At 59.0% G+C, this 21233-nt stretch carries 23 protein-coding genes; 10 read left to right on the top strand and 13 right to left on the bottom strand.

The window, feature by feature from the left end:
- The first annotated feature begins 16 nt into the window (after positions 1–16).
- Both WC370_00630 and WC370_00625 read left to right on the top strand, forming a co-directional pair.
- A complete protein-coding gene (locus WC370_00630; GenBank protein ID MFA5307975.1) occupies positions 17–448 on the top strand; it encodes an ester cyclase in 432 nt (143 codons plus the stop codon).
- 185 nt (positions 449–633) lie between these two features.
- Complete coding sequence (locus tag WC370_00625) at positions 634–1137, top strand: MarR family transcriptional regulator (GenBank protein MFA5307974.1); 504 nt, start codon at positions 634–636, stop codon at positions 1135–1137.
- Positions 1138–1177: 40 nt separating this feature from the next.
- Here WC370_00625 and WC370_00620 read toward each other — a convergent pair whose 3' ends face one another.
- Positions 1178–2986 (bottom strand): aldehyde ferredoxin oxidoreductase family protein, encoded by a 1809-nt coding sequence (locus tag WC370_00620; protein ID MFA5307973.1) that lies wholly within the window; start codon positions 2984–2986, stop codon positions 1178–1180.
- A 178-nt stretch (positions 2987–3164) separates the two neighbouring features.
- Here WC370_00620 and WC370_00615 point away from each other — a divergent pair, with 178 nt between their 5' ends.
- Positions 3165–3905 carry an enoyl-CoA hydratase-related protein gene (locus WC370_00615; protein ID MFA5307972.1) on the top strand — a complete coding sequence of 247 codons (741 nt, stop codon included), beginning with the start codon at positions 3165–3167 and terminating at the stop codon, positions 3903–3905.
- 449 nt (positions 3906–4354) lie between these two features.
- Here the strand turns inward: WC370_00615 and WC370_00610 are convergent, their stop codons facing one another.
- Complete coding sequence (locus tag WC370_00610; protein ID MFA5307971.1) at positions 4355–5215, bottom strand: PIG-L family deacetylase; 861 nt, start codon at positions 5213–5215, stop codon at positions 4355–4357.
- 173 nt (positions 5216–5388) lie between these two features.
- On the opposite strand from WC370_00610, the gene WC370_00605 reads away from it, so the two are divergent.
- The gene (locus WC370_00605; protein ID MFA5307970.1) at positions 5389–6108 is read left to right on the top strand and encodes an enoyl-CoA hydratase/isomerase family protein; all 720 of its coding nucleotides are present in this window, start codon (positions 5389–5391) and stop codon (positions 6106–6108) included.
- On the opposite strand, the gene WC370_00600 is transcribed toward WC370_00605, so the two are convergent.
- Positions 6105–6545, bottom strand: coding sequence for a nuclear transport factor 2 family protein (locus tag WC370_00600; GenBank protein ID MFA5307969.1), 441 nt, complete (start codon positions 6543–6545; stop codon positions 6105–6107). The two genes, WC370_00605 and WC370_00600, sit on opposite strands and share 4 nt — an antisense overlap.
- A gap of 218 nt (positions 6546–6763) precedes the next feature.
- Positions 6764–8281, bottom strand: a complete 1518-nt coding sequence (locus WC370_00595) for an FAD-dependent oxidoreductase (GenBank protein ID MFA5307968.1) — start codon at positions 8279–8281, stop codon at positions 6764–6766.
- Between the two features lie 809 nt (positions 8282–9090).
- Between WC370_00595 and meaB the strand changes: the two genes are divergently transcribed.
- The 3 genes from meaB to WC370_00580 all read left to right on the top strand — a co-directional run bounded on the left by meaB (position 9091) and on the right by WC370_00580 (position 11753).
- Complete coding sequence (meaB, locus tag WC370_00590) at positions 9091–10032, top strand: methylmalonyl Co-A mutase-associated GTPase MeaB (GenBank protein MFA5307967.1); 942 nt, start codon at positions 9091–9093, stop codon at positions 10030–10032.
- A gap of 87 nt (positions 10033–10119) precedes the next feature.
- Positions 10120–11262, top strand: a complete 1143-nt coding sequence (locus WC370_00585; protein MFA5307966.1) for an acyl-CoA dehydrogenase family protein — start codon at positions 10120–10122, stop codon at positions 11260–11262.
- Positions 11262–11753 (top strand): N-acetyltransferase family protein, encoded by a 492-nt coding sequence (locus tag WC370_00580; protein ID MFA5307965.1) that lies wholly within the window; start codon positions 11262–11264, stop codon positions 11751–11753. The genes WC370_00585 and WC370_00580 overlap by 1 nt, the downstream gene beginning before the upstream one ends.
- Here WC370_00580 and WC370_00575 read toward each other — a convergent pair.
- The 5 genes from WC370_00575 to WC370_00555 form a co-directional block, all read right to left on the bottom strand.
- Positions 11750–12505: a tyrosine-protein phosphatase gene (locus WC370_00575; GenBank protein MFA5307964.1), complete on the bottom strand. Its 756-nt coding sequence runs from the start codon at positions 12503–12505 to the stop codon at positions 11750–11752. The two genes, WC370_00580 and WC370_00575, sit on opposite strands and share 4 nt — an antisense overlap.
- Before the next feature lie 11 nt (positions 12506–12516).
- The gene (locus WC370_00570) at positions 12517–13275 is read right to left on the bottom strand and encodes a tyrosine-protein phosphatase (protein MFA5307963.1); all 759 of its coding nucleotides are present in this window, start codon (positions 13273–13275) and stop codon (positions 12517–12519) included.
- On the bottom strand, positions 13272–14003 hold the full coding sequence (locus WC370_00565) for a hypothetical protein (GenBank protein MFA5307962.1): 732 nt from the start codon (positions 14001–14003) through the stop codon (positions 13272–13274). Before WC370_00565 ends, WC370_00570 begins: the two co-directional genes overlap by 4 nt.
- Before the next feature lie 118 nt (positions 14004–14121).
- Positions 14122–14532 (bottom strand): Zn-ribbon domain-containing OB-fold protein, encoded by a 411-nt coding sequence (locus WC370_00560; protein MFA5307961.1) that lies wholly within the window; start codon positions 14530–14532, stop codon positions 14122–14124.
- A gap of 2 nt (positions 14533–14534) precedes the next feature.
- Positions 14535–15722, bottom strand: coding sequence for a hypothetical protein (locus tag WC370_00555; protein MFA5307960.1), 1188 nt, complete (start codon positions 15720–15722; stop codon positions 14535–14537).
- A gap of 157 nt (positions 15723–15879) precedes the next feature.
- Between WC370_00555 and WC370_00550 the strand changes: the two genes are divergently transcribed.
- Positions 15880–16503 carry a glycerol-3-phosphate acyltransferase gene (locus WC370_00550; protein ID MFA5307959.1) on the top strand — a complete coding sequence of 208 codons (624 nt, stop codon included), beginning with the start codon at positions 15880–15882 and terminating at the stop codon, positions 16501–16503.
- 33 nt (positions 16504–16536) lie between these two features.
- Here the strand turns inward: WC370_00550 and WC370_00545 are convergent, their stop codons facing one another.
- A complete protein-coding gene (locus tag WC370_00545; protein ID MFA5307958.1) occupies positions 16537–16695 on the bottom strand; it encodes a hypothetical protein in 159 nt (52 codons plus the stop codon).
- A gap of 14 nt (positions 16696–16709) precedes the next feature.
- A complete protein-coding gene (gene nadE / locus WC370_00540) occupies positions 16710–17438 on the bottom strand; it encodes an NAD(+) synthase (protein ID MFA5307957.1) in 729 nt (242 codons plus the stop codon).
- Between the two features lie 66 nt (positions 17439–17504).
- Here nadE and WC370_00535 point away from each other — a divergent pair, with 66 nt between their 5' ends.
- Positions 17505–19034: an amidohydrolase gene (locus WC370_00535; GenBank protein ID MFA5307956.1), complete on the top strand. Its 1530-nt coding sequence runs from the start codon at positions 17505–17507 to the stop codon at positions 19032–19034.
- A 70-nt stretch (positions 19035–19104) separates the two neighbouring features.
- Here the strand turns inward: WC370_00535 and acpS are convergent, their stop codons facing one another.
- The gene (acpS, locus tag WC370_00530; protein MFA5307955.1) at positions 19105–19470 is read right to left on the bottom strand and encodes a holo-ACP synthase; all 366 of its coding nucleotides are present in this window, start codon (positions 19468–19470) and stop codon (positions 19105–19107) included.
- Entirely contained in the window at positions 19471–20247 is a 777-nt protein-coding gene (surE, locus tag WC370_00525; protein ID MFA5307954.1) for a 5'/3'-nucleotidase SurE, read from the bottom strand.
- 144 nt (positions 20248–20391) lie between these two features.
- Between surE and WC370_00520 the strand changes: the two genes are divergently transcribed.
- Positions 20392–21204, top strand: a complete 813-nt coding sequence (locus WC370_00520) for an electron transfer flavoprotein subunit beta/FixA family protein (protein MFA5307953.1) — start codon at positions 20392–20394, stop codon at positions 21202–21204.
- Positions 21205–21233 lie beyond the last annotated feature (29 nt).

The following is a 21233-nucleotide window of genomic DNA, read 5'->3' as shown; positions in this document are numbered from 1 at the left end:
AAAACCGGAGGCTGTAATGGCGGACAAGACCCGTAAAAACAAGAAAGTGGTCGCCCGGTTCTATGATGACGTGTTCATCCGTCACGACCTTACCCGGCTGGACGAGTACATGCGGGACGACTATATTCAGCATAACCAGGACTGCCCGCAGGGCAAGGCCGGCTTTATCGAGTTTTTTGAGGTAATTTTCCGGGCGGTGCCGGACTTCAGGTATACTTTGCAGAAAATGGCGGCGGACGGCGATATCGTGATGGCCTTCAGCCGCACCACCGGGACGCATTCCGGCGGGGACTGGCTGGAGAAGGAGCCGGACGGCGCGCCGCTGGACTATGATGTGGTGGATATCTTCCGCGTGCGGGGCGGTAAAATCGCCGAGCACTGGGACGTGGCGGATACTTTCACCTTTTTCCGGCAGCTGGGCGTTATTGAAAAGCGTTTGAAAAAGTGACGGGAAAGCTTGTAAACTGAAAATAGTAGCCATGTTATACTGTTTTCCCTTTCAGGTTATGGTTTTGAGCTTTGGTTTTCAATCTTTGAGTTCATTTTGACGGACGGCAGGTGTATTTCTAAACACTTTATGGTAAAATCAGTCTGGTATTACTAAAAGATACCTGCGGAAAGGTCGGGGAAACTATGCCGAAGAAAAGAAACAGAGCTGTAAACAATCCGGTTTCCTCAGAAATCGAAGAAGTTGCCGCCCAGGTCCGGGAGGTCAACTTCTGGCTGTGCGTGAAATTCTCCGATATTATCAGCCGGTACTGTGAAATCACCATGAAAAAGGACGATATCAGCCCCCTGCACGGTATGGCGATGTACCACCTCGTCTGCACCGGCGGTTCTTCCACCCCCACCCACCTGGCGGAAATGATGTTCCGCTCCAAGCACAGCGTGACCAAGATTGTGGACAACCTGGAAAAAGAAGGTTTTATCGTCCGGGACTTTTCCAGCAAAGACCGCCGCGTAACCCATATCTGCGTCACCGCCGCCGGCCTGGCGTACGTGAAGAACAACCAGAACAAAGGCGATGCCCGGGCCAGGCAGGTGATGGACTGCCTCTCCGCGCCCCAGCAGAAAACGCTGGTGGGGCTGACGGAGACCCTGTGCATCAGGATGACGGATATCCTGGAGAAACTATAAGTTTCCTTTTCCTTTAATATTGACCTGTTCTCAGCCGGGGCTAACGCCCCGGTTTCTGTTTGGGCGGCCAGAGTTCCGCCGCCACGTCATCCAGTCCCAGCTCCAGCAGCTTCTGTTGGCTGGGTTTGGCCGTCACCCTGTCCCAGTCCAGCGCGCCCAGGTTCCAGTAAACCTGCGCCTCGTGGTCGGTGGTAACGCCGGCCAGCGGTCCTTCCTTTTGCGGCGGGCGGCCGGTGATGCGGCCATGGACTTTACGCAGCAGCGGGTTGTCCCCCTCCCGCAGGGTAAAGACATGCCGCATCGCGCCGATGCGCGCCCCGCATCTTAAAATCTCCTCCAGCGGCCTGTCCCAGCCGGTCACGGCGGCCAGGAAATCGGTGGCGAACTTGGCGCCGTTCACTACCGTGTTGATGTGCAGGCACAAGCCGGCGGCGTTTATCACCAGCCAGGAATAGTGCGTCGGCCCGAAGCCGCCGGTATGGCGGCCGGGGGCGGCGTCCACGGCGTATTTGGCCGAGGTTGGCGTGCCGGCAAAGGCGGGAAAATCAAACTTGGGGTCGTGCAGCCCCAGCTCCTGCCCGCCGATGTGTACGGCAAAGTCCGCCGCGCCCTTGCCGATTCTCTCCGCCGCTTTTTTCACGCCGTCCGCCAGCACATCGCCGAAGCCTTCGCGCCTGGCCAGCTTCTCGGTCATGGCAATCATGGCGCGGTGGTCGCCCCACTTTAGCTCGATGCCGTCCGTGTCTTTTTTCGTGATAATACCGTGTTCGTAGCACTCCATCGCGAACGCTATCGTCGTGCCCGTGGAAATGGTGTCCACGCCGTAATAGTTGCAGATGTGGTTGGCCATGGTGATGGCCTCGGCGTCCGTGTTCAGGCACATCGCCCCGAAGGCGGCGGCGGTCTCGTACTCCGGCCGCTTGGTGCCGGCGGGATACTTATATTCGCCTGGCCCCTGGTTGAGTCGGCCGTGACAGGCCACCGGGCAATGCCAGCAGCCGCCCCGGCTGGTCAGGTTGGCGTTAAAAACGTTTATATGCAGGCCGGACACGTCCGGCATATCGACGACTCCCACCCCGCCCCAGTTTTTCACCGGCGAGTCCCCGCTGTGCGCGGAGCTATCGGCATGGCCCACCGTGCCGTTGATGTGCAGGCCGTGCCCCTGGAAAGCCGGCAGGTATTCTTTCCTCAGTTTTTCCACGGCTGCCGGGTCGGCCAGCGGCACTTTTCCGGTACCGGCCACCGCTATCGCTTTCAGCTTTTTGGAGCCCATCACCGCCCCCAGCCCGGAACGCCCCGCCGCCGACCCCTTATTGGTGATGATGCCCGCGATGAGGGACAGCTTCTCCCCCGCCGGGCCGATTGACATAACTCTGGCCGCATTGCCGATTTCCCCTTTGAGGATATCGTCCGTCTCGAAGGTGCTCTTGCCCCAGAGGTGGGCGGCGTCCCGCAGCGAGGCCTGGCCGTTATCGATAAACAAATACACCGGCTTGGGCGCGATGCCGGTAAAGAAAACGCCGTCATACCCGGCGAATTTCAGGTGCGGCCCGAAGTCCGAGCCGCAGTTGGCGTCTCCCCACCCTCCTGTCAGCGGTGATTTGCCCACCACCGCGTAGCGGCAGCCCATCGGGGCAGGGGAGCCGGTCAGGGGGCCGGTAATCACGCCCAGCGTGTTCTCCGGTCCCAGCGGGTCGACGCCGCCCTTTTGCCGACTGTACAGTATGCGGGCGCCCACCCCGTACCCCCCGATGAAATCACGGTATAGCTCATCCGCCGGGGTCTCTTCTTTAATATTCCCGGTGGTAAGGTCCACGAACAAAAGTTTGCCGATGTATCCTCCAGCCATTTTTTAACTCCTTCAGGGAAATTCTCCGGTGTCTCTTATTATACGGGCCGCCGGGAAAAATGGTCAACATTGTAAACAATATACTAGTTATACTATTACAATTAATACAACCGGCTTGAGCCGCCCCGCTTGACGTTCCCGCGCGCGGCGGTTTAAGATTACTTTGAGGTAATTTGAAATGCCAGCAGCACCGGTAATATTCTCCAAAAAAGAGCATATAGCTGTCATCACGCTGAACCGTCCCGCCCGGGGCAACGCTATTGATAATGAGCTTGCCATCGCCCTGGTGGAAGCCTGCGGCCAAATCAGGGATGACGCAGACATTTATGTGGTGGTGCTGACCGGGGCGGGGGACGCTTTTTCTCTGGGCGGGGAGGCGGGGCTGAATGAGGACTGCAAGCCTGCTGCGGCGGTAGCCGCTATCGACCGGCCGGTTATCGCCGCTATCAACGGGGACGCAATGGGGCTGGGACTGGAAATAGCTTTGAGCGCGGATATCAGGATTGCCGCGGACACGGCGCGCCTGGGACTGCCACAGGTGGCGGGGGGCCTTCTTCCGGGGGACGGCGGCACCCAGCGTCTGCCGCGCATCGTGGGCCGGGGGAAAGCTTTGGAAATGCTCCTGACCGCGGATGCGATAACCGCCGCGCCGGCGCTGGAAATAGGGCTGGTGAGTAACGTCTTTCCCGCCGGGGAGCTGGCCGGGGAGGCCCAAAAGCTGGCGGCGACCATCGCCGCCAAGGGCCCGCTCGCTTTAAGGTATCTCAAGGAAGCTATTATCAAGGGCATGGATATGACGCTGGAGCAGGGCTTGAGGCTGGAGGCCGACCTCTATTTTCTGCTGCACACCACCACCGACCGCACCGAGGGGATAAAGTCCTACCTGGAAAAACGCCAACCGGATTATAAGGGGGAGTAGGGCGAGGGAGTGTTTTTACACCGCTCACCCTGAGCTCGTCGAAGGGTGAAGTTGTCCCGTTATGGTTCGACCCTACTACGCTGAAGCTATGAAGGGCAGGCAAGCTCACCATGAGCGGGGCGCATATCACAACACAATTCTCCGCTCACCCTGAGCTCGTCGAAGGGTGAAGTTGTCCCGCTATGGTTCGACCCTACTACGCTGAAGCTATGAAGGGCAGGCAAGCTCACCATGAGCGGGGCGCATATCACAACGCAATTATCCGCTCACCCTGAGCTCGTCGAAGGGTGAAGTTGTCCCGCTATGGTTCGACAGGTCCCGATTCCTTCGTCATGTCCCGATTCCCTATGGTCATGCGGGACACCGGATGAGGTACGAATCGGTGCGGGATGGCGACAAAGTCGCTCACTCACCATGAGCGGATGGTGTAAAACCAAACAGGTTGTTGTTCACACTACCCCCTCGAACAAGTCCTTCTCTTTACGGCGTCCCTTGACCGGCGGGTAGCCCCGCATAAATGAGTCCTTTTGCCCCAGCAGCCGGTTGATGACGCCCATCAGGCCCCGCCCGCGCGGGCCGCCGCCCCCCATCTGGCTGGCGTGGCAGGCCGCGGCCCTGGCCCGCATCTCGTTGGCCGGCTTCTTCAGGCGGACGACGGCGTGCACCGGGAACTCTTCCTGGGTCATCTCTGCCAGGTCTATGTCCCGGTTCTTCCCGAAGTGGTGCATATCCCGCCCCAGCAGCGTCATCACCCTTACCGTGAACTTGAGCCAGCGGTGCGGGAAAACGTGGTAGTAAAGCTTCTGCGGCCGGTAGGGAGGCCCCGCCTCCGGGTACTGCGCCGCGTCAGCGGCGGCCTGGAACGCCTTGACCGTGGCCTGGTGTATGGCGATATGGTCGGGGTGATGATAGCCGCCGATGGGGTCGAAGGTGATCACCACCTGCGGCTTGAGTTTACGTAATATTTTCACGATGCGCCCGGCCGCCTCGTCGAGCGGGGCGGCGGCCAAAGCCTGCGGGTGCTTGTTGTCCGCTGTCCCCGCCATGCCGGAGTCGCGGTAGCCCAGGTAAATAACCCCGGTCAGGCCGAGCGCTTTCCCGGCGCATTCCAGCTCGTGCGTGCGCAAATCGGCGATGGACTCGTAGCCCTTGAGCATTTCCGGCTCCACCTCGCCCACTTCCCCCCGCGTGGCGCAGATATAATAGACCTTCACGCCGTCCGCGGCGTACTGCGCCAGCGTCCCCCCCACCCCGAATGACTCATCGTCCGGGTGCGCCCCGGCCAAAACCAGCACTCTATCGTCGGCCATGTTTTACCCCGCCAATCTTTTACTTTTGCGGCAGCGCCGGGTAGCTGGGGAATATCTCCGGCTTTCCCCGGTATCCCATAATATTACTACAATACAGGGGTGGAGTAAAAAACTTGCCGCCGTCACTTGACAGGGGGCGTGCCCGGACTGCTACTATTATCTGGGGAAGATGTATGAGCGATTTTGAAGTTATTATCTATGAAAAACAGGACGGCATCGCCTGGATTACCCTCAACCGCCCCAAAGCCCTGAACGCCTACAGCGTCAGGATGCGGGACGAGCTTTATGAGGTCCTGGGCGCTATCAAGGACGATAGCGAGGTGGATGTGGTGATACTGAAAGGCGCCGGGGAAAAGGCCTTCTGCGCCGGCGCTGACCTCACCGAGTTTTTGACCGCCCCTCCCCCCGTTTTCGCCCGGCAGGCGCGCTTTGAGCGCGATATCTGGGGTCGGTTTTTAAGCGTGGCGCAGCCGGTCATCGCCGCCATGCACGGCTACGTGCTGGGCTCCGGCATCGAGATGTCCCTCTGCTGTGATATCCGCCTGGCCTCGGATGACGCCCGCTTCGGGCTGCCGGAGCCGGGACTGGGCATTATACCGGCGGCGGGGGGGAGCCAGACTTTACCCCGGGCTATCGGGCAGGCGGCGGCGCTGGAGATACTCATGAGCGGCCGCTGGATTGACGCCAGGGAGGCTCTCAAGCTAAAGCTGGTCAACCGTATCATGCCCCGCCCCGCCCTGTATGAGGAAGCGGCAAAACTCGCCAAAAAAATACAGTCGTATGATTCCCGCGCCGTGCGCGCCGCCAAGCAGGCGGTCTGGCGCGGCCTGGACCTGCCTTTAGCTGAGGGGCTGGAGCTGGAAAGACGGCTGGCCGGGCATAAATCGCTTTAGGGATATAGCTCCGGCTGGGAAGCCAGCGTCCGCGCGAACTTCAGCTTGCTGAACTTCCATACCCCGTTTACTTTCCGGTACTCGCAGTCATGCCGGCCTTGCACCCATTGTATGGTAGGGACGGAAAAGAACATGTAGACAATCCAGTGCCCTTTGGCCGTATCCCCGTTCACGGTAACGTTCGGCTGGGCCACGAGGTGCCCGTCATGGCGCTCTTTGCGCATGGCCAGGGTTCCCGTGTATATTCTGGAGTAGTTCTCCCGGCCCTTCATCACGCCGGAGTGGCGTACCTCCACCTCCGCGTCGTCCGTGAAAAAGTCCAGCGCTTTGGTGAACTGGATATTATCCAGGCACAGCATGTATTCCTGGTGCATCTGTTTGATAGCCTCCAGGTCTTCCATCGCCTGCAAGCGTTTTTCCAGCTCTTTAACGTCCATGTGTGCCTCCTCTGGGAAGTTACCGGTAATCACTAAATACTGATTCTCTTAACTCATGCGGTATCCCGATGAACTAAGTGAATCGGGACAAAATTTAAATCGTTTGATGTTTAAAACCTTCGTTTTTCGATATTGTTTAGGATTTAGAGCTTAGGAATTAGTATTTCCTTTTTATTCTTTAATATCTCCTTGTATCTTGCCACTAACTACTTACTCTCCTACCCCTGCTCCGCCGCGGCGCTCAAGCCGGTGAACCGACCGGAAAGCCAGGCGAACCCGTGGCTCAGACCGGCGCACATGGTGGGGTAGTCTACCGCGAACCGGTTGCCCACGGTATTGCCGGCCAGGTAAAGCCCGGGGATTACTTTACGGTCCGCGTCCAGCGGCTGGAACTGCGGGTTGGTTATCAGCCCCCCCAGCACCACCAGGATATGCTGCTCGATGATGCCGGCGTAGAACGGCGGTTTTTCCACGGTGGTCAGGCGGTCGGCGCGTTTGCCGTAGTCTGTATCTTTCCCGGCTCTCGCCAACATATTATTTCTTGTTACTGTAGCTTTAAAAGCTGCCGCGGGCACTTCCATTTTCCGGGCCAGCCCTTCGATGGTGTCCGCTTTGAGGCACAGCTCCTCCACCCTGCCCCGCACCATGTCGTTGGCTTCGTTAAAGGTGCCCAGCCCCACCCCCATATGCCTGATTTCCTTTTCCCATTTGCTGTCGAATACCTGCCACACCCGCTGGCCGGGCTGCCGCACCAGCGAGTTGGCGCTGCTCTGGGCGGGCACGTCCTCGTTCTCGAACCGCTCCCCGTCGATATTCACCCGCAGGAAGGCGTTGGCGCCGGAGGGGCCTACCGTGGCGTGGGACATCGGGGCGTGGGGTCCCGGTTCCATCAGGGCGCCCACCAGCATCCCCATCTGGTGCCCGTCGCCCACGTTCAAAGGCTCTTTGGCGGCCAGCAGGTCGTCGTTGCGGGTCATGTAGATATTATGCCGGCGCGCCACCTCCGCGGCCGGGGCGCACCACTTTTCCATCATCCACGGGTTGTTGCCGTAGTCGCCGGTGCAGAGGATGACCGCCTTGCGCGCGTTAAGCTGGATATAGCCGCCCGCCTTGTTTTTGGCGATGACCCCGGTCACCCGGCCGTTGCCCTGCCGGATTAGCTGCACTGCCGGTGTCTGGTAGCGCAGGTCCACCCCGAGCTTTATGGCCAGGTCCTGCACGATATCCAGCGCCAGCTTGTGGCACAGCCCCTTGACTATGCCGTCCGAGTGGATATGCGCCACCGGGTAGTCCTTGTAATATTCGGTTTCCGGATGGTAGTCCCCGCGGCGGGGCCACTGGGAGGGGAGGGTCTTGATGCCGGCGGCGTCCGTGATATCCATCAGCCAGTCCATGATGGCGCCGCTGTGGTCCGCCCAGACGCGGTAGAGGCGCTGGTCCGGCTTGTTGCCGCACCACTTCATCAGGTCGAGGCAGACCTCGTCCTTGTCCACCTTTACTCCCAGTTTTTTCTGGAGTCGACTATCTATAGCGCCGACCATGCCCCCGCCCCAGCGGTAGGTGACGTGCTTGTCTATCTGGATGACCTTGGCGCCCGCCTGGGCGGCGGAAAGCGCGGCGGACTTGCCGGATGCCCCCGCTCCCACCACCACGACATCGGTATTGCAGGTCTCCTTTATTTCTTCCGGGGGAATGGGCTGCTGCGGCACGACGAATTTTCTCGGCGAATCAACCACGGTGTTATTACTCCTTTGCGTAACGGACTGTCCGGCGGTCACTACATTCTAAGTCATTTGTTAAAAGAATGACAAGGTGGAGTGAATGGATGCGGAAAATTGTGATTACCCGTAGCTGCCATCTCTTCCCCTTTCGTAAAGTCGCAGATTCCGTATGAACGTAGTGAATCGGAAGGGGACACAGGGGGTTTTTACTTCTCCCTCTCTTTTCATTTTTTATCTGTGTTTTTTGATTGCCATGCCTCCCCCGCGTCATCCTCCCCTTCCTTTTCTCCCCCTTACCCCCTATACTGTCTACAGTAAACTATTAACTGTAAACTATTAACTGTTTACTGTTTACTGTTAACTGTTTACTGTTTACTGTTTACTACCCCCTTCCACCTGCTTAACATAAAACAAAAAACAATTACTTAGCTGCAAATCGTACGTGGACCTTAACAAAAAAATAAAAAAAACAATTGCCCCCTTTCCCTTTTTCATTTGGTTATTGTTACTGACCTCTCCTCCTAGCCCCCTCTCCGTCGACGGAGAGGGGGAACTTAAGGGGGTGAGGTCGGTTATCCCATCTTTCCTTTTTTAGGTGTGTCTTTAATTTTTGTGTCGCTTCTTAACCCCACACGGCATCCCGGTGAACGCAGTGAACCGGGACAAAATTTAAATCGTTTGATGTTTAAAACCTTCGTTTTTCGATATTGTTTAGGATTTAGAGCTTAGGATTTAGTATTTCCTTTTATTCTTTAATATCTCCTTGTCCCTTGTATCTTGTATCTTGTTTCCTGTCACTTTTCCCTGCTATACTCTTATTTACCATGAGCCTCGCCGCTAAAGTATTGAAAGGTGACGTCCCCGCCGCCGCCCGCCTTATCACCCTCATCGAGGATGAAAGCCCGGACGCTTTCGCGGAGATGGAAAGCCTGTACCCTCACACGGGGCGGGCCTATATCATAGGCGTGACCGGCGCGCCCGGCGTGGGCAAGAGCACGCTGACGGACTGCCTTATAGCCTCGTTCCGCGGGAAAAAAATGTCTGTGGGCGTCATCGCTATCGACCCCACCTCCGCCCTGACCGGCGGGGCTTTGCTGGGGGACCGCATACGCATGCAGCGCCATGCCGCCGACCCCGCCGTGTTCATCCGCTCCCTGGCCACCCGGGGCTGGGTGGGGGGGCTGGCTAAAGCGGCCATCGGCGCGGCGCGGGTCATGGACGCCTTGGGCAAGGACGTTATCCTGGTGGAGACGGTGGGGTCGGGGCAGGTGGAGCTGGATATCGTTAAAGCGGCGGACACCACGCTGCTGGTGCTCGCTCCCGGCGCCGGTGATGAAATCCAGGCGATGAAAGCCGGCATCCTGGAGTCGGCGGACGTTATCGCCGTCAACAAGGCCGATAAGGAAGGCGCCGACCGACTCAAGACCGATTTGGAGGCGATGCTGGCGATGCGCCCCCGCCCTGAAAGCGGTTGGCCGGTACCCCTGGTCTTGACCGAGGCGGTTAACGATAAAGGAATAAAAGAGCTGTCCGCCGCCTTGATGAAACACCGTGATTACCTCCAAAACAGCGGCGAACTGCTGGAGCGCCGGCGGGAAAGGGTGAAGCTGGAGCTGCTGGAGACCATCAAGGGACAGCTTAAAGACATGATACAGTCCCTTGATACCGGCGACTCCCTGGAAAAGCTGGTGGAAGCCATTTTACAGGGTAAAACGACTCCCCGCCGCGCCGCCCGTGCAATGATAGAGCGACTAAAAAACGGGTAAAATTATAATGCCATGGCAAGGAGCGTAGCGACGTGGTAATCTCCCCGCCTTTTTATATAGTATAGTCTAGTATAGGATAGGTTAACCATGGACTTTGAACTGACGGAAGAGCAAAAGCTGTTGCAGACCACCCTCCGGGACTTCGCCGCTAGAGAAATCGCGCCCGCCGCCGCCCGCATCGACAAGGCTGACGCCTACCCGGCGGCGGAGGTGGGGAAAATGGCGGAGCTGGGGCTTTTCGGCCTGACCATACCGGAAGCCTACGGCGGCAGCGGCAAGGGGGAAACGGAGCTCTGCATCGCCGTCGAGGAGCTGGCCCATGCCTCCGCCGCCGTGGACAACTATTTGCGGGTCAGCCTTTCCCTGGCTATCGTGCCGGTGATGCGCTTCGGCACGGAAGCGCAAAAGCAAAAATACCTGCCCCGCCACGCCGCCGGCGAGATGGCCTGCTTCGCCCTTACCGAGTCCGGCGCCGGCTCCGACCCCTCCGGGATGCAGACCGCGGCCGTGAAAAAGAACGGCGGCTACGTTATCAGCGGCGGCAAGCTGTTCATCAGCATCGGGGAGCAGGCCGGCATGGTGGTGGTGTTCGCCGTCACGGATAAAGCTTTAAGGGGCAAAGGCATTACCGCCTTCGTGCTGGATAAAAACACCCCCGGTCTTACCGTGGGCAAGCGGGAAGAAAAGATGGGGCTGCACGGCTTCATCTCCACCGAGTTGGTCTTCGAGGACTGCTTCGTACCGGAAGAAAGCCGGCTGGGCGCGGAAGGGCAGGGACTGAAAATCGCCCTGGAAGCGCTGGACGTCAGCCGGGTCACCGTCGGCGCGGAGGCGGTGGGTATTTCCCGCGCCGCTTACGAGGCGGCTTTGGGCTACGCCCGGGAGCGCAAGCAGTTCGGGCAGGCATTGGCTGATTTCCAGGGTATCCAGTGGCAGTTGGCGGACATGGCCACGCAGCTAGACGCCGCCCGCCTTTTGACCCGCCGCGCCGCCTTTCTCTGCGATGCCGGGCGGCCCTTCGTTAAAGAGGCGGCCATGGCCAAGCTCTTCGCCTCGGAAATGTCCGCTTGCGTCACCTCCAAAGCGCTACAAATTCATGGCGGCTACGGCTATACCCGGGACTACCCGCTGGAGCGCTATTGCCGCGACGCCCGGATTACGGAAATCTATGAAGGAACCTCGGAAATCATGCGGCTGACCATCGCCCGCCATATCTTGAAGGAGGTCTGATGTTTACCATTCGCAAAGCGGAAATCAGGGACCTGTTGGCCATCACGGAGATTTATAACCAGGCGGTCCTGCACACCACCGCCACCTTCGATACCGCCGGCAAGACGGTGGAGGAACAAAGGGTCTGGTTTGACCAGCACGGCCCCAAGTATCCCATTTTGGTGGCGCAGGAGGGCGACCTAATCGTCGGCTGGGCGTCCATGAGCGAATGGTCGGACCGCTGCGCCTATTCCATTACGGCGGAAGTCTCGGTGTATATCCGGGAAGGGCACATGCACCTGGGGCTCGGCCGCAAGCTCTCGGTAGCTATCCTGAAGGCGGGCAAGGCAGCCGGACTCCATACCGCCATCGCCAGGATTGCCACGGAAAACGCGGTCAGCATCAAGCTGGCTAAATCACTGGGCTACAAAGACATCGGGGTGATGAAAGAGGTGGGGAAGAAGTTCGGGCGGCTGCTGGACGTCACCATGATGCAGATAATGTTCCGCTAGACCAGCAGCGCTTCTTCCAGCCGGGAAACGAGGGACGTCTCCGCCCCCTGTATTGCCAGGTAGTCCGCCACCGAGCCGTAGTCCTTTTTAATCATGTTGAGCAGCAGCGCCATGGACGCCGCGTCGGCTTTTTTCTGGTATGCCGGTATATTCCGGTGAACATCCGCCGTGGCCGGGTCGGCGTCCCACCGGGCGATGAACGCTTTCATGAAAGGCGCGGTCAGCGTGTAGTCCCGGATAATGTCTTCATCCGCCACGCCCAGCGCCCCCAGTAAAACGGCCGCCAGCATGCCGGAGCGGTCTTTACCGGCGTTGCAGTGGAACACCAGCGGGTAGTTCCCGGCGGCGGCGATTATTTCCAGGGCTGTCAGCAGTCTCTGCGCGTATTCCTTCAGGCGTATCCGGTAGTAGTATATTTCTCCGGCGCTGGAAAAGCGCTCCAGCACCTGGCTGTCTATGTCCCCCTCGACAATCATGCTGAACGGCAGGTTATGGTATTCGGCCCCGGTCTCCCGCACCCGCCCGCTGCCCGTCAGCGCCACCCGCCGCGCGCTCCGCAGGTCGATAACCGTCTTGATCTGTAGCTCCTCTTTAAACCGGGCGGTGTCCGCGTCCGTCATCAGGTGCATTTCGCCGCTGCGGAAAATACGCCGCCACGCCACCGTTTTCCCCCCGCGCGCCTGGTACCCACCGAGGTCGCGGAAATTGAGCACGCCTTCAAACTCGATGAGACGGGATAGTTGTTCGACCATACAAATTCCGGTTAGATTAGCAGGGCGTCTTCCAGCCGCTGCTTCAGTGACGGGTCCGCCCCCTGCGCTTTCAGGTAGCCCTCGCCGGAGCCGTAGTCGCGGTAGAGGCTGGACAGGAACAGGGACATGGATTCCGGCACGGCGCCCCAGAAGACATCGGGTATCGGCGGGCGGGTGGGCGCTGTCGACTGCTCCCGGTTGAAGTGCTGTATAAGCTCTGCCATGTAAGGGCCGGACAGGGCATAGTCCTCGATGATATCCGTTTTCTCCACGCCCAGGAGGTCTAAAAGCACCGCCGCCAGGATGCCGGTGCGGTCTTTGCCGATGGCGCAGTGAAAGACGAGGGGGTGGTTCTCCGGAGCGGCGATTATCTCCAGCGCCTCGATAAGGCGCGCGTTAAAGGTCTTTTCCTGTACCAGGTACAGGTAAAAATCGCCCAGGTTGGTAATCCCGTTAAAGCGCCGCTCGTTGGCGGCGGGGTCGCCGCCTTCCGGCATGAAAGAGATATTCCGGTACTTGAGCCCGGCCTCTTTCAGCGGTCCCAGGCCGTGGCTTTCCACCTCCAGGCTGCTCCTCAGGTCCACCACGGATGCCAGTCCCAGCTCCTCTACCACCCGCTTGAAGTCTTTATCATTAATCCTGGAGAACTCGCCGCTGCGGAAAACGCGGCGCCAGGCCACTGTTTTCCCCCCGCGCGCCCGGTATCCCCCGATATCGCGGAAGTTGGCCACGGACTCCAATCTCAAATGCCTGGAAAAAACTTCGGTCATTTTGTTATTTTTGTTTTTAGCCCGAACTGCGCCGCCAGTTTCGGGCTGTAGGGGACGCGCCTCCCGGAGCAATGGGGCTGTAAACAAAGGGCGCAGCTTTCAAAGCTGGAGCCGTTGGAAAACACGATGCCGGAACCGGACTTAATCGGCTGGATGGTCTTGGTGGATGTGAGCTTGACGCCTATTTCTTTCTCGGTGTCGTGGAATAAAGAGAACAGCGGTACCTGCTGCTCTATGGGCAAATCCGCAAACTCGCCGGGGTGGAGGTGCGTTATTTCCGGCAGGCGGCACTTTTGCCGGATATATTCCATGAAATAATGCGCCGCCTGTAATGAAGCGTTCATCTTGACGGCTTCCAGGCAGAAGTACCGCATATAGTCTTTCGGCGATACCGGCAGCTCGTCCAGCTCTTTGCCGACGGTGAAAATGTAGGGGAAAACGGTATCCGTGCTGGCCAGGCTCTGCGCCAGTACCCGGCTGTGAATTTTTACCCCGTCTATCTCCACCCAGTCCTCTCCCCGCCCCCCCACGCAGGAGACCTTGAACATACCCCGGGCTTTCACCGCCGCCTGCGCCAGGGTGATAAGCTCGTCCAGGTGTTTGGCCATGGCGGCGCGGGTGCGCTCGTTCTTGCCCAGGCTTTGCAGCACTTCCTCCCGGTCGATGGTTACCGGGATATCGACGCGCTGCTGGTTTCCCTTTTCCGCCTTGACTATCGTATCTGCCATGTTTAGACGATTCTAAAAACCCTCTCAATCCCCCTTTATAAAAGGGGGACGAAACTATTGGTTCAACCCGTTCTATAGTCGCTCTTTTGTAAAAATGGATAAAAGGGAGTTTCCCCCGTTATTCCACCAGACTGAAGACCGGCCGGGCGGCCTCGCCGGCGGAGTACTTATCCCCGGCAAAGATTTTATTGCCCATCTTCACCGGCCGGCCGATTAGCGCCATGGTGGCCGTCTTGGGGTCGATGCCCTCTAGGTTGCCCATGAGCCACGGCCCTTCGTCCAGTTCCACCATTACTAAAATATAGGGTATTTCGCTTTCCCGCCCTTCCGCCGCCACGTAAACGGTGGTGAACGTCTTTATCTTGCCGCTGCCCTTCACCTCCGTCACCTCCAGGTCGAACCCGGCGCACTGCCGGCAGGCCATCTTGGGCGGCACGGTCAAAGCGCCGCAGGAGTGGCATTTCAGCCCGAGTATCCGGTTCTGTTTCAGGGCTTCATTGTAGTCTTTGAAATAGAGTTTCTGTTCCATTTCTACCAGCCCCTCTCGAAAATCATATTGACCAGCGTGCCGCCGTCCCCGCCGAGGGTATCCGTCATGCCGGTCCTGGCGTCGGGCACCTGGCGGCCGGGCTCCACCTCGCCGCGCAGCTGCCTGGTGATTTCATAGACCTGCCCCGCGCCGGTGGCCCCGATGGGGTGCCCCTTGGACTTGAGCCCGCCGGAGGGATTGATAGCCACTTTCCCGCCGATGTCCGCCTCCCCTTTTTCCCAGGCTTCCCCGGCCTTGCCGTATTCGAAGAATCCCAGGCCCTCCGCCGCTATCAGGCTGGCGATGCTGAAGCAGTCGTGCAGCTCACACAGGTCGATGTCCTGTGGTTCTTTCCCGGCCATTTTGTAGGCCTGCCGGGAGGATATTTCCCGCGCCCGTATTCTGGGCAGATATTCCTTCTGGTTGCCGAGCGGGCCGCAGGATGCCTGCCCCACGCCGGTAAGATAAACGGGCTTGTCCGTGAGCTTTTTGGCCACTCTTTCCGAGGCCAGCACCACCGCGGCGGCGCCGTCGGAGAAGGGACAGCAGTCGTGGAGGGTGAGGGGGGAGCATACCACGAAGCTGTTGAGCACTTTTTCCAGGCTGATGTCCGCGTTCTTCCCGTAGAACTGCCCCTTGGGGTTGATGGCCCCGTGCCTGTACGACTGCATGGTGACCCGCGCCATCTGCTCCCGGAGCTTCTGGAGGGGTATTTTATAGTTATCCGCGTAGAGATGGGTCAGCATGGCGAAGACCGCCGGAAAGGTAACGCCGGCGGGGTATTCGTAGCGCGCGTCGCTGAACATGGCGAAGGTGCGCGTGGCCAGCCCAGTGCCCATGGTGGCGGCGCGTTCGATGCCGCCGGCCAGGACGATATCGTAATAGCCGGAGGCCACCCACATGAAGGCGTCCCGGATGGCGATGCTGGCGGAAGCGCAGGCGCCTTCGTAGCGGTTGGCGGGTACGTACAGGCAGCCGATATTCTCCGCGGCGTAGGCCTGCACCATCCCCTGTCCTTCGTCGAAGTCCCCTAAGGCGTTGCCGATGAACAGCGCTTTGATGTCCTGCGGCTTCAGGTTGGATTCCGTTATAGCTTCAGTGGCGGCTTCGGCGAAAAGCTCGACCTCAGTCTTGAACTGCGGGCCGGTGAACTTGGTTTCGCCTACGCCTACCACGGCGACTTTCTTCATGCCGTCCTCCTGTGGTGGTTCCTGCCTGATTCCAGATTACCGTTTTTATGATGCAGGTGTCAAACACACATCAACGAATTGCTTCACCTTTTACCGGAGGCATGATTTATGGTGTAATATATTAGTACAATTTTTAGTTATATTAAGGACTAAAATTTTGAATATTGTAATCATTATCGGTTCTCTGCTGGCCGGTTATATAATCGGCTCTTTTCCCACCGCCTATATTATGGCCCGCTTAAGGAAGGGCGTGGATATCCGCGAGGTAGGCAGCCGCAACCTGGGCGCGATGAATGTTTTCTACAAGGTCGGTTTCGCCGAAGGGCTGCTGGTATTGCTATTGGATATCGGCAAGGGCGCCCTGGGGGTGGCCGTGGCGCACTGGCTGGGCGCGGGGCTGTTGGTGGAGATGTTTGCCGGCGTGGCCGTGGTGCTGGGGCACGGGTTTCCGGTCTTCCTCAGGTTCCGGGGCGGGCGGGGCGGCGCTTCCTGCATCGGGGTGCTGGTCTATTTCATGCCCTGGGGCACGCCCATTTTCCTCGGGGTTTTCTTACTGGGCATGGCGATTACGCGTTTCCCCACCCTGAGCTATAGCCTGGCCTTTATCTGTTTCCCGTTCATCGGCTGGCTTATCCATCATCAGTGGGAGCTGGTGGTATATTCCGTATGCCTGCCGGTGGTGCCGCTGCTCAAGTATATCCCGCGCATTATCGAGATGCGGCGTAAGGGAGGCAGCTGGAAGCACGTGTTCTACCGTAAAAGCTTGCATGACCGGCTGTAAGGTCGTATGGTTGCTGTGGTAAGCAGCCGGGGCTTACTTTTTGATTTTTCTGATCAAGGGTTCCAGGAAGAGCAGGAACAAGACGAAGAACCAGTAGAACACCGGCTGTTCCAGCATCCAGCCCAGTATGCCCAGCAGTCCCAGGAGTCCCCAGGACCAGTGTATTCTGAATTTCTGCTCTTCGTCCGTCATCTTGCCTCCAGCCTTTAGAAGTCCGGCACCGGCGGGGTAGCGCATTTGTGGGCGGCCGCCGCCCTCATCCCCTCGATGCGCTTTTTCAGGTCGGCGGGCGCCCGGCCCGTCAGGATATATTCGTCCAGTGCTTCATAGGTAAAGCCCATTTCGGCTTCGTCGGTCTGCCCCGCCCAGAGCCCCGCCGAGGGCGCTTTAGTGATGATGACCGTTGGTACTTCCAGGCAGCGCGCCAGCTCCCTGACCTCTTTTTTTACCAGGTTGCCCAGCGGCAGCAGGTCCACGCCGCTATCGCCGTGCTTGGTGAAATAGCCTACCGTCAGCTCGCTGCGGTTGCCGGAGCCTACCACCAGGTATTGCCGCCGGTTGGCGGTAAAGTACAGGGCGGTCATCCGCAGCCTGGCTTTAAGGTTAGCCTGTGCCAGCCGGGTAAGTGACGGGTCGGACGTAAAATCAGGCAATATTTTCAAATAAGCGTCGAATATACCGTCCAGGGCAACCGTCTCGGTGGGAACGGCAAACTTTTGCGCCGCCAGCCCGGCGTGTTTTTCGTCCTCGTCCAGGCTGTGGCAGGGCATGATTACCCCCAGGCTGTTTTTCGGGAAAGCCCGGACGCATAGCGCCGCCACCACCGCGGAATCGATGCCGCCGCTCAGCCCGAAAACCACCCCCTTGCCGCCGGCGGCGTCAACCCTGGCTTTAATCCAGTCCGCCAGCTTCCCCGCCAGTTCTGCTTTATCCATCTTCTTTGTCGCCCGTGTTTACAGGTAGTATACTGGTAATTAGCCGGCACCGTCAAAGAGTCTGTTATGCCTACCGACCTTATTCTGAAAAACGCCAACGTTATCACGATGGACCCCGCCCGACCCCGCGCGGAGCTGGCGGCGGTCTCCGGCGACGCTATTTTCTTTACCGGCGGCAATGATGAAGCGGCGCGGCTGACCGGCCGCGGCACCAGGGTTATCGACTGCGGCGGCCGGACGCTTGTCCCCGGCTTTAACGATGCCCACCTTCACCTCTTTTCCCTGGCGCGAAAGCTCTTGAGCATCGACCTTTCTCCGGCGGCGGTGCGTTCAGTAGAAGATATTAAAGAAACGGTACGCCGTAAAGCGGAAAAGACACCCCCCGGCGCCTGGATTAGCGGCACGGACTATAACGAGTTTTACCTGGAAGGCCGGCGCTGCCCCACCCGCGCCGACCTGGACGAGGTCGCCCCGGACCACCCGGTAGTGTTGAGTCACCGCTCCCTCCATGCCTGCGTGCTTAACTCCAAAGCTTTAGAGCTGGCGGGCATTGGCCGGGACACGCCGGAGCCGGAAGGCGGGCGCATCGAGCGTGACCTGGCCACCGGCGAGCCCAACGGCGCGCTTATCGATATGCTGGGCTACGTCCGCTCCAAAATTGTCTCCCCCATCACCCCCCGGGAAATGGACCGGGCGGTAGGGGAGGCCGATAAAGTATTCCTTTCTTACGGCATCACCTCTTTTACCGAGGCCACCGTCAGTAATGATACCGGCCGCTGGGAGACGGTCTGCGGCTTTGTCCTCGACCGCAAACTGCGCAGTCGCGTCACCATGATGGCCGGCGCGCCGTACCGTGAGGAGTTCCGGGAGAGGGGACTCAAGACCGGTTCCGGGGATAGCCTGATGCAGCTGGGGGCGGTGAAAATCATGCCGGAAGTCACGCCGGAGCCGGCGGAGCTGAACGAGCTGGTGCTGGATTGCCACCGCCGGGGGTGGCAGATAGCCGTCCACGCTATCGCGGAAAGCACGGTAGAGGCCGCTGTTGCCGCGCTGGAAAATGCCGCTAAATACTCTCCGGCTTCAGGGCAGCGGCACCGTATCGAACACTGCGCTGAATGTCCCCCCGCTCTTTTGGAGCGGATGAAAAAATTAGGGGCGGTTATCGTTACCCAGCCGCCGTTTATCTACTACAGCGGCGAGCGCTACCTGGCCACGGTGCCGGAATCCCAGCTTCCCTGGCTTTACCGCCTTAAAACACCGCTGGAAAAGGGTGTGATGGTGGCCGGCAGCTCGGACGCGCCGGTGGTGCCGAATAACCCCCTCACCGGTATTTACGCCGCGGTAACCCGCCGGGCGGAGTCCGGCCAGGCTTTGCTGCCGGAGGAAAAAATCACGCCGGAGCAGTCCCTGGCGCTTTACACGGTCAACGCCGCCTACGCCTCTTTCGAGGAGAATATCAAAGGCTCGCTGGCGCCGGGCAAACTGGCGGATATGATTATCTTAAGCGCCGACCCCACCCGCGTCCCCCCGGAAGAGATAAAAGACATTAAAGTGGAAATGACCATCATCGGCGGGGAAGTGGTGTGGGAAAAATGAAAGCCGTTAAGCTTCATTTTGGGGCATTGACGTCCCCCTTCAGCAAAGGGGGATAAGAGGGGGTTTTTGTTCAGCAAGAACCAATCGCCGTGGCGATGGCGTTATCTTTTGAGTGTGACAGGCTCACGTCTATCTCTTTTATCCCCAGTTTTTCCGCCGCCTGTTGCGCCCGGCCGTTGAGTCTGATGAGCGGTTTGCCGGTGGGGTGGTAAAGCGTTTCTATTTCCCGCCAGGCCACGCCGCGGTTGCCGGTGCCCAGCACTTTCATCACCGCTTCTTTGCTGGCGAAACTGGCCGCCAGCGAGTGGGCGTGGTGCCCGTAAATCTCAAGCTCGTCCCGGGTGTAAACGCGGTTGAGGAAACGCTCCCCGTAGCGCTCGATGGCCCGCCGGATGCGCTCGATTTCTATGATGTCCGTGCCGATGTGGTGCTGCATCTATTCTTTCCCCAGTTCGTGGGCGAGCTCGCTGCGTAGCTTTTTCAGCAGGCGCAGCGGCGGTTTGTCCAGCAGGTTGGTGTAGAGCGCGGTAATGGAGATGTCCCCCTTCTCGATGGCGTGGATGTCCGTCCCCTCGATGGCGGAGGCCATCAGCCTTTCCCGCACCAGCCGGTACTGCTTCACATCACCCCGGTTGTCCTCGGCCACGGAGTTGATGTGGCTGGCGCGGGCCAGGCGCGTTATTGCCACCCCCCGCACCTCCTCCAGGGGCCGGTCCGGCACGTTCAGGTTGAGGAATATTTTGGCCGGACTGGCGGCGACCATCTTCTGCGCCAGCATGGCGGCTACTTTTGCGCCCGCTTTCAGCCCGGTTCTGCTTCCCAGCGGCGCGGATACCGCCAGGGCGGGCAGGCCGCGGAAATAGCCCTGCATGGCGGCGCCCACCGTCCCGGAGATATAGACATCCTCCCCCAGGTTCACGTTGGGATTGATGCCGGAAACCACGATGTCCACCTCGTCCGCAATCAGCTTGCCTAAAGCGAGGATAACGCAGTCGGACGGTGATCCGTCGATGGCGTAGGCTTTTACCCCGTCCTCCGGGGCGCATACCTCATGGACGTGCAGCGCGTGGAACAGCGTCACCGCCGTGCCGATGGCGCTTCTTTCGCCGTCCGGGGCCGCTACCGTTACCCGGGCAATCTTTTTCAGCTCCCGTACCAGCGCCCAGATGCTTTCCGCCTGGATGCCGTCATCATTGGTGACGAGTATGTTCACACTTAATAGTGTATCACGGCATTAAACGGTTCGGCAAAGTACAAACTGCATAAAAACCATCTGCCGGGCAGCCGGATTTGCTCAACGCCGCGATATATGCTATTATTTTTTTGTATCTAATTAACCCATCATATAGTTAATTTCATGCTGATAGTCACCTGCGTCAAACAAGTACCTGATACCACTCAGGTTAAAGTAGACCCCGTAACTGGCACCCTCATCAGAGAAGGCGTGCCTTTTATCATGAACCCCTATGATACCCACGCCCTGGAGGAGAGCCTGCGTCTCAAGGACAAGTACGGCTTCCGCGTGGCGGTCATTTCCATGGGCCCGCCCAGCGCCGAGGTAACGCTGCGCAAGACGATAGCCCAGGGCGCCGATGAAGCCATTTTACTCTCCGACCGTGTTTTCGGCGGGGCGGATACGCTGGCCACCAGCATGGTCCTGACCGGCGCCATCAAGAAACTGGCGGAAAAAGAAGAGCTGGCCATCATCATGTGCGGCCGCCAGACCATTGACGGCGATACCGCCCAGGTAGGCCCCGGCATCGCCACCCGCCTCGGCTGCTCCCAGTTAACACTGGTCGACCGCGTGGAAGAGGTGGACTTAAAGTCGAAGATAATCAAGGTGCGGCGCAAGCTGGAAGGCCGCCATGAAATCGTTACCTCCCCCCTCCCCGTCATGATTGCCGTGCTGCGGGAAATCAACACCCCCCGCTATCCCAACGTCCCCATGCGCCTGATGGCCGCGGACGCCCCGGTGGTGCTCTGGGACAACAAGGCCATGAAAATGGACGAGACCACCATCGGCCTCAAGGGTTCGGCCACCCAGGTGCGCAAGATATTCTCGCCGGAAAGAGTCAAAGGCGAGATTCTCGGCCAAGAGACGGATAAGCCGGAAGACACCGCTAAATTATTGATCAGCCGGATGATAGAAAAGGACTTGCTGTCCCTGTAAACCGGGGAATTATGATGTCATTCTGAGGG

The sequence above is a fragment of the Dehalococcoidales bacterium genome, from assembly GCA_041652735.1.
In the GTDB taxonomy this organism is placed as follows: domain Bacteria; phylum Chloroflexota; class Dehalococcoidia; order Dehalococcoidales; family RBG-16-60-22; genus RBG-13-51-18.
This window is presented reverse-complemented; position numbering and strand designations above follow the sequence as displayed.

What these genes read in the sequence shown, in the direction of transcription:
- WC370_00545 (MFA5307958.1), bottom strand. Translation starts at nt 16,695, where the DNA reads ATGACGGACGAAGAGCAGAAATTCAGAATACACTGGTCCTGGGGACTC.
- WC370_00565 (MFA5307962.1), bottom strand. Translation starts at nt 14,003, where the DNA reads ATGGCAGATACGATAGTCAAGGCGGAAAAGGGAAACCAGCAGCGCGTC.
- nadE (MFA5307957.1), bottom strand. Translation starts at nt 17,438, where the DNA reads ATGGATAAAGCAGAACTGGCGGGGAAGCTGGCGGACTGGATTAAAGCC.
- WC370_00600 (MFA5307969.1), bottom strand. Translation starts at nt 6,545, where the DNA reads ATGGACGTTAAAGAGCTGGAAAAACGCTTGCAGGCGATGGAAGACCTG.
- WC370_00630 (MFA5307975.1), top strand. Translation starts at nt 17, where the DNA reads ATGGCGGACAAGACCCGTAAAAACAAGAAAGTGGTCGCCCGGTTCTAT.
- WC370_00605 (MFA5307970.1), top strand. Translation starts at nt 5,389, where the DNA reads ATGAGCGATTTTGAAGTTATTATCTATGAAAAACAGGACGGCATCGCC.
- WC370_00610 (MFA5307971.1), bottom strand. Translation starts at nt 5,215, where the DNA reads ATGGCCGACGATAGAGTGCTGGTTTTGGCCGGGGCGCACCCGGACGAT.
- WC370_00520 (MFA5307953.1), top strand. Translation starts at nt 20,392, where the DNA reads ATGCTGATAGTCACCTGCGTCAAACAAGTACCTGATACCACTCAGGTT.
- WC370_00575 (MFA5307964.1), bottom strand. Translation starts at nt 12,505, where the DNA reads ATGGTCGAACAACTATCCCGTCTCATCGAGTTTGAAGGCGTGCTCAAT.
- WC370_00580 (MFA5307965.1), top strand. Translation starts at nt 11,262, where the DNA reads ATGTTTACCATTCGCAAAGCGGAAATCAGGGACCTGTTGGCCATCACG.
- WC370_00620 (MFA5307973.1), bottom strand. Translation starts at nt 2,986, where the DNA reads ATGGCTGGAGGATACATCGGCAAACTTTTGTTCGTGGACCTTACCACC.
- WC370_00615 (MFA5307972.1), top strand. Translation starts at nt 3,165, where the DNA reads ATGCCAGCAGCACCGGTAATATTCTCCAAAAAAGAGCATATAGCTGTC.
- WC370_00535 (MFA5307956.1), top strand. Translation starts at nt 17,505, where the DNA reads ATGCCTACCGACCTTATTCTGAAAAACGCCAACGTTATCACGATGGAC.
- acpS (MFA5307955.1), bottom strand. Translation starts at nt 19,470, where the DNA reads ATGCAGCACCACATCGGCACGGACATCATAGAAATCGAGCGCATCCGG.
- WC370_00560 (MFA5307961.1), bottom strand. Translation starts at nt 14,532, where the DNA reads ATGGAACAGAAACTCTATTTCAAAGACTACAATGAAGCCCTGAAACAG.
- meaB (MFA5307967.1), top strand. Translation starts at nt 9,091, where the DNA reads ATGAGCCTCGCCGCTAAAGTATTGAAAGGTGACGTCCCCGCCGCCGCC.
- WC370_00570 (MFA5307963.1), bottom strand. Translation starts at nt 13,275, where the DNA reads ATGACCGAAGTTTTTTCCAGGCATTTGAGATTGGAGTCCGTGGCCAAC.
- WC370_00585 (MFA5307966.1), top strand. Translation starts at nt 10,120, where the DNA reads ATGGACTTTGAACTGACGGAAGAGCAAAAGCTGTTGCAGACCACCCTC.
- WC370_00555 (MFA5307960.1), bottom strand. Translation starts at nt 15,722, where the DNA reads ATGAAGAAAGTCGCCGTGGTAGGCGTAGGCGAAACCAAGTTCACCGGC.
- WC370_00625 (MFA5307974.1), top strand. Translation starts at nt 634, where the DNA reads ATGCCGAAGAAAAGAAACAGAGCTGTAAACAATCCGGTTTCCTCAGAA.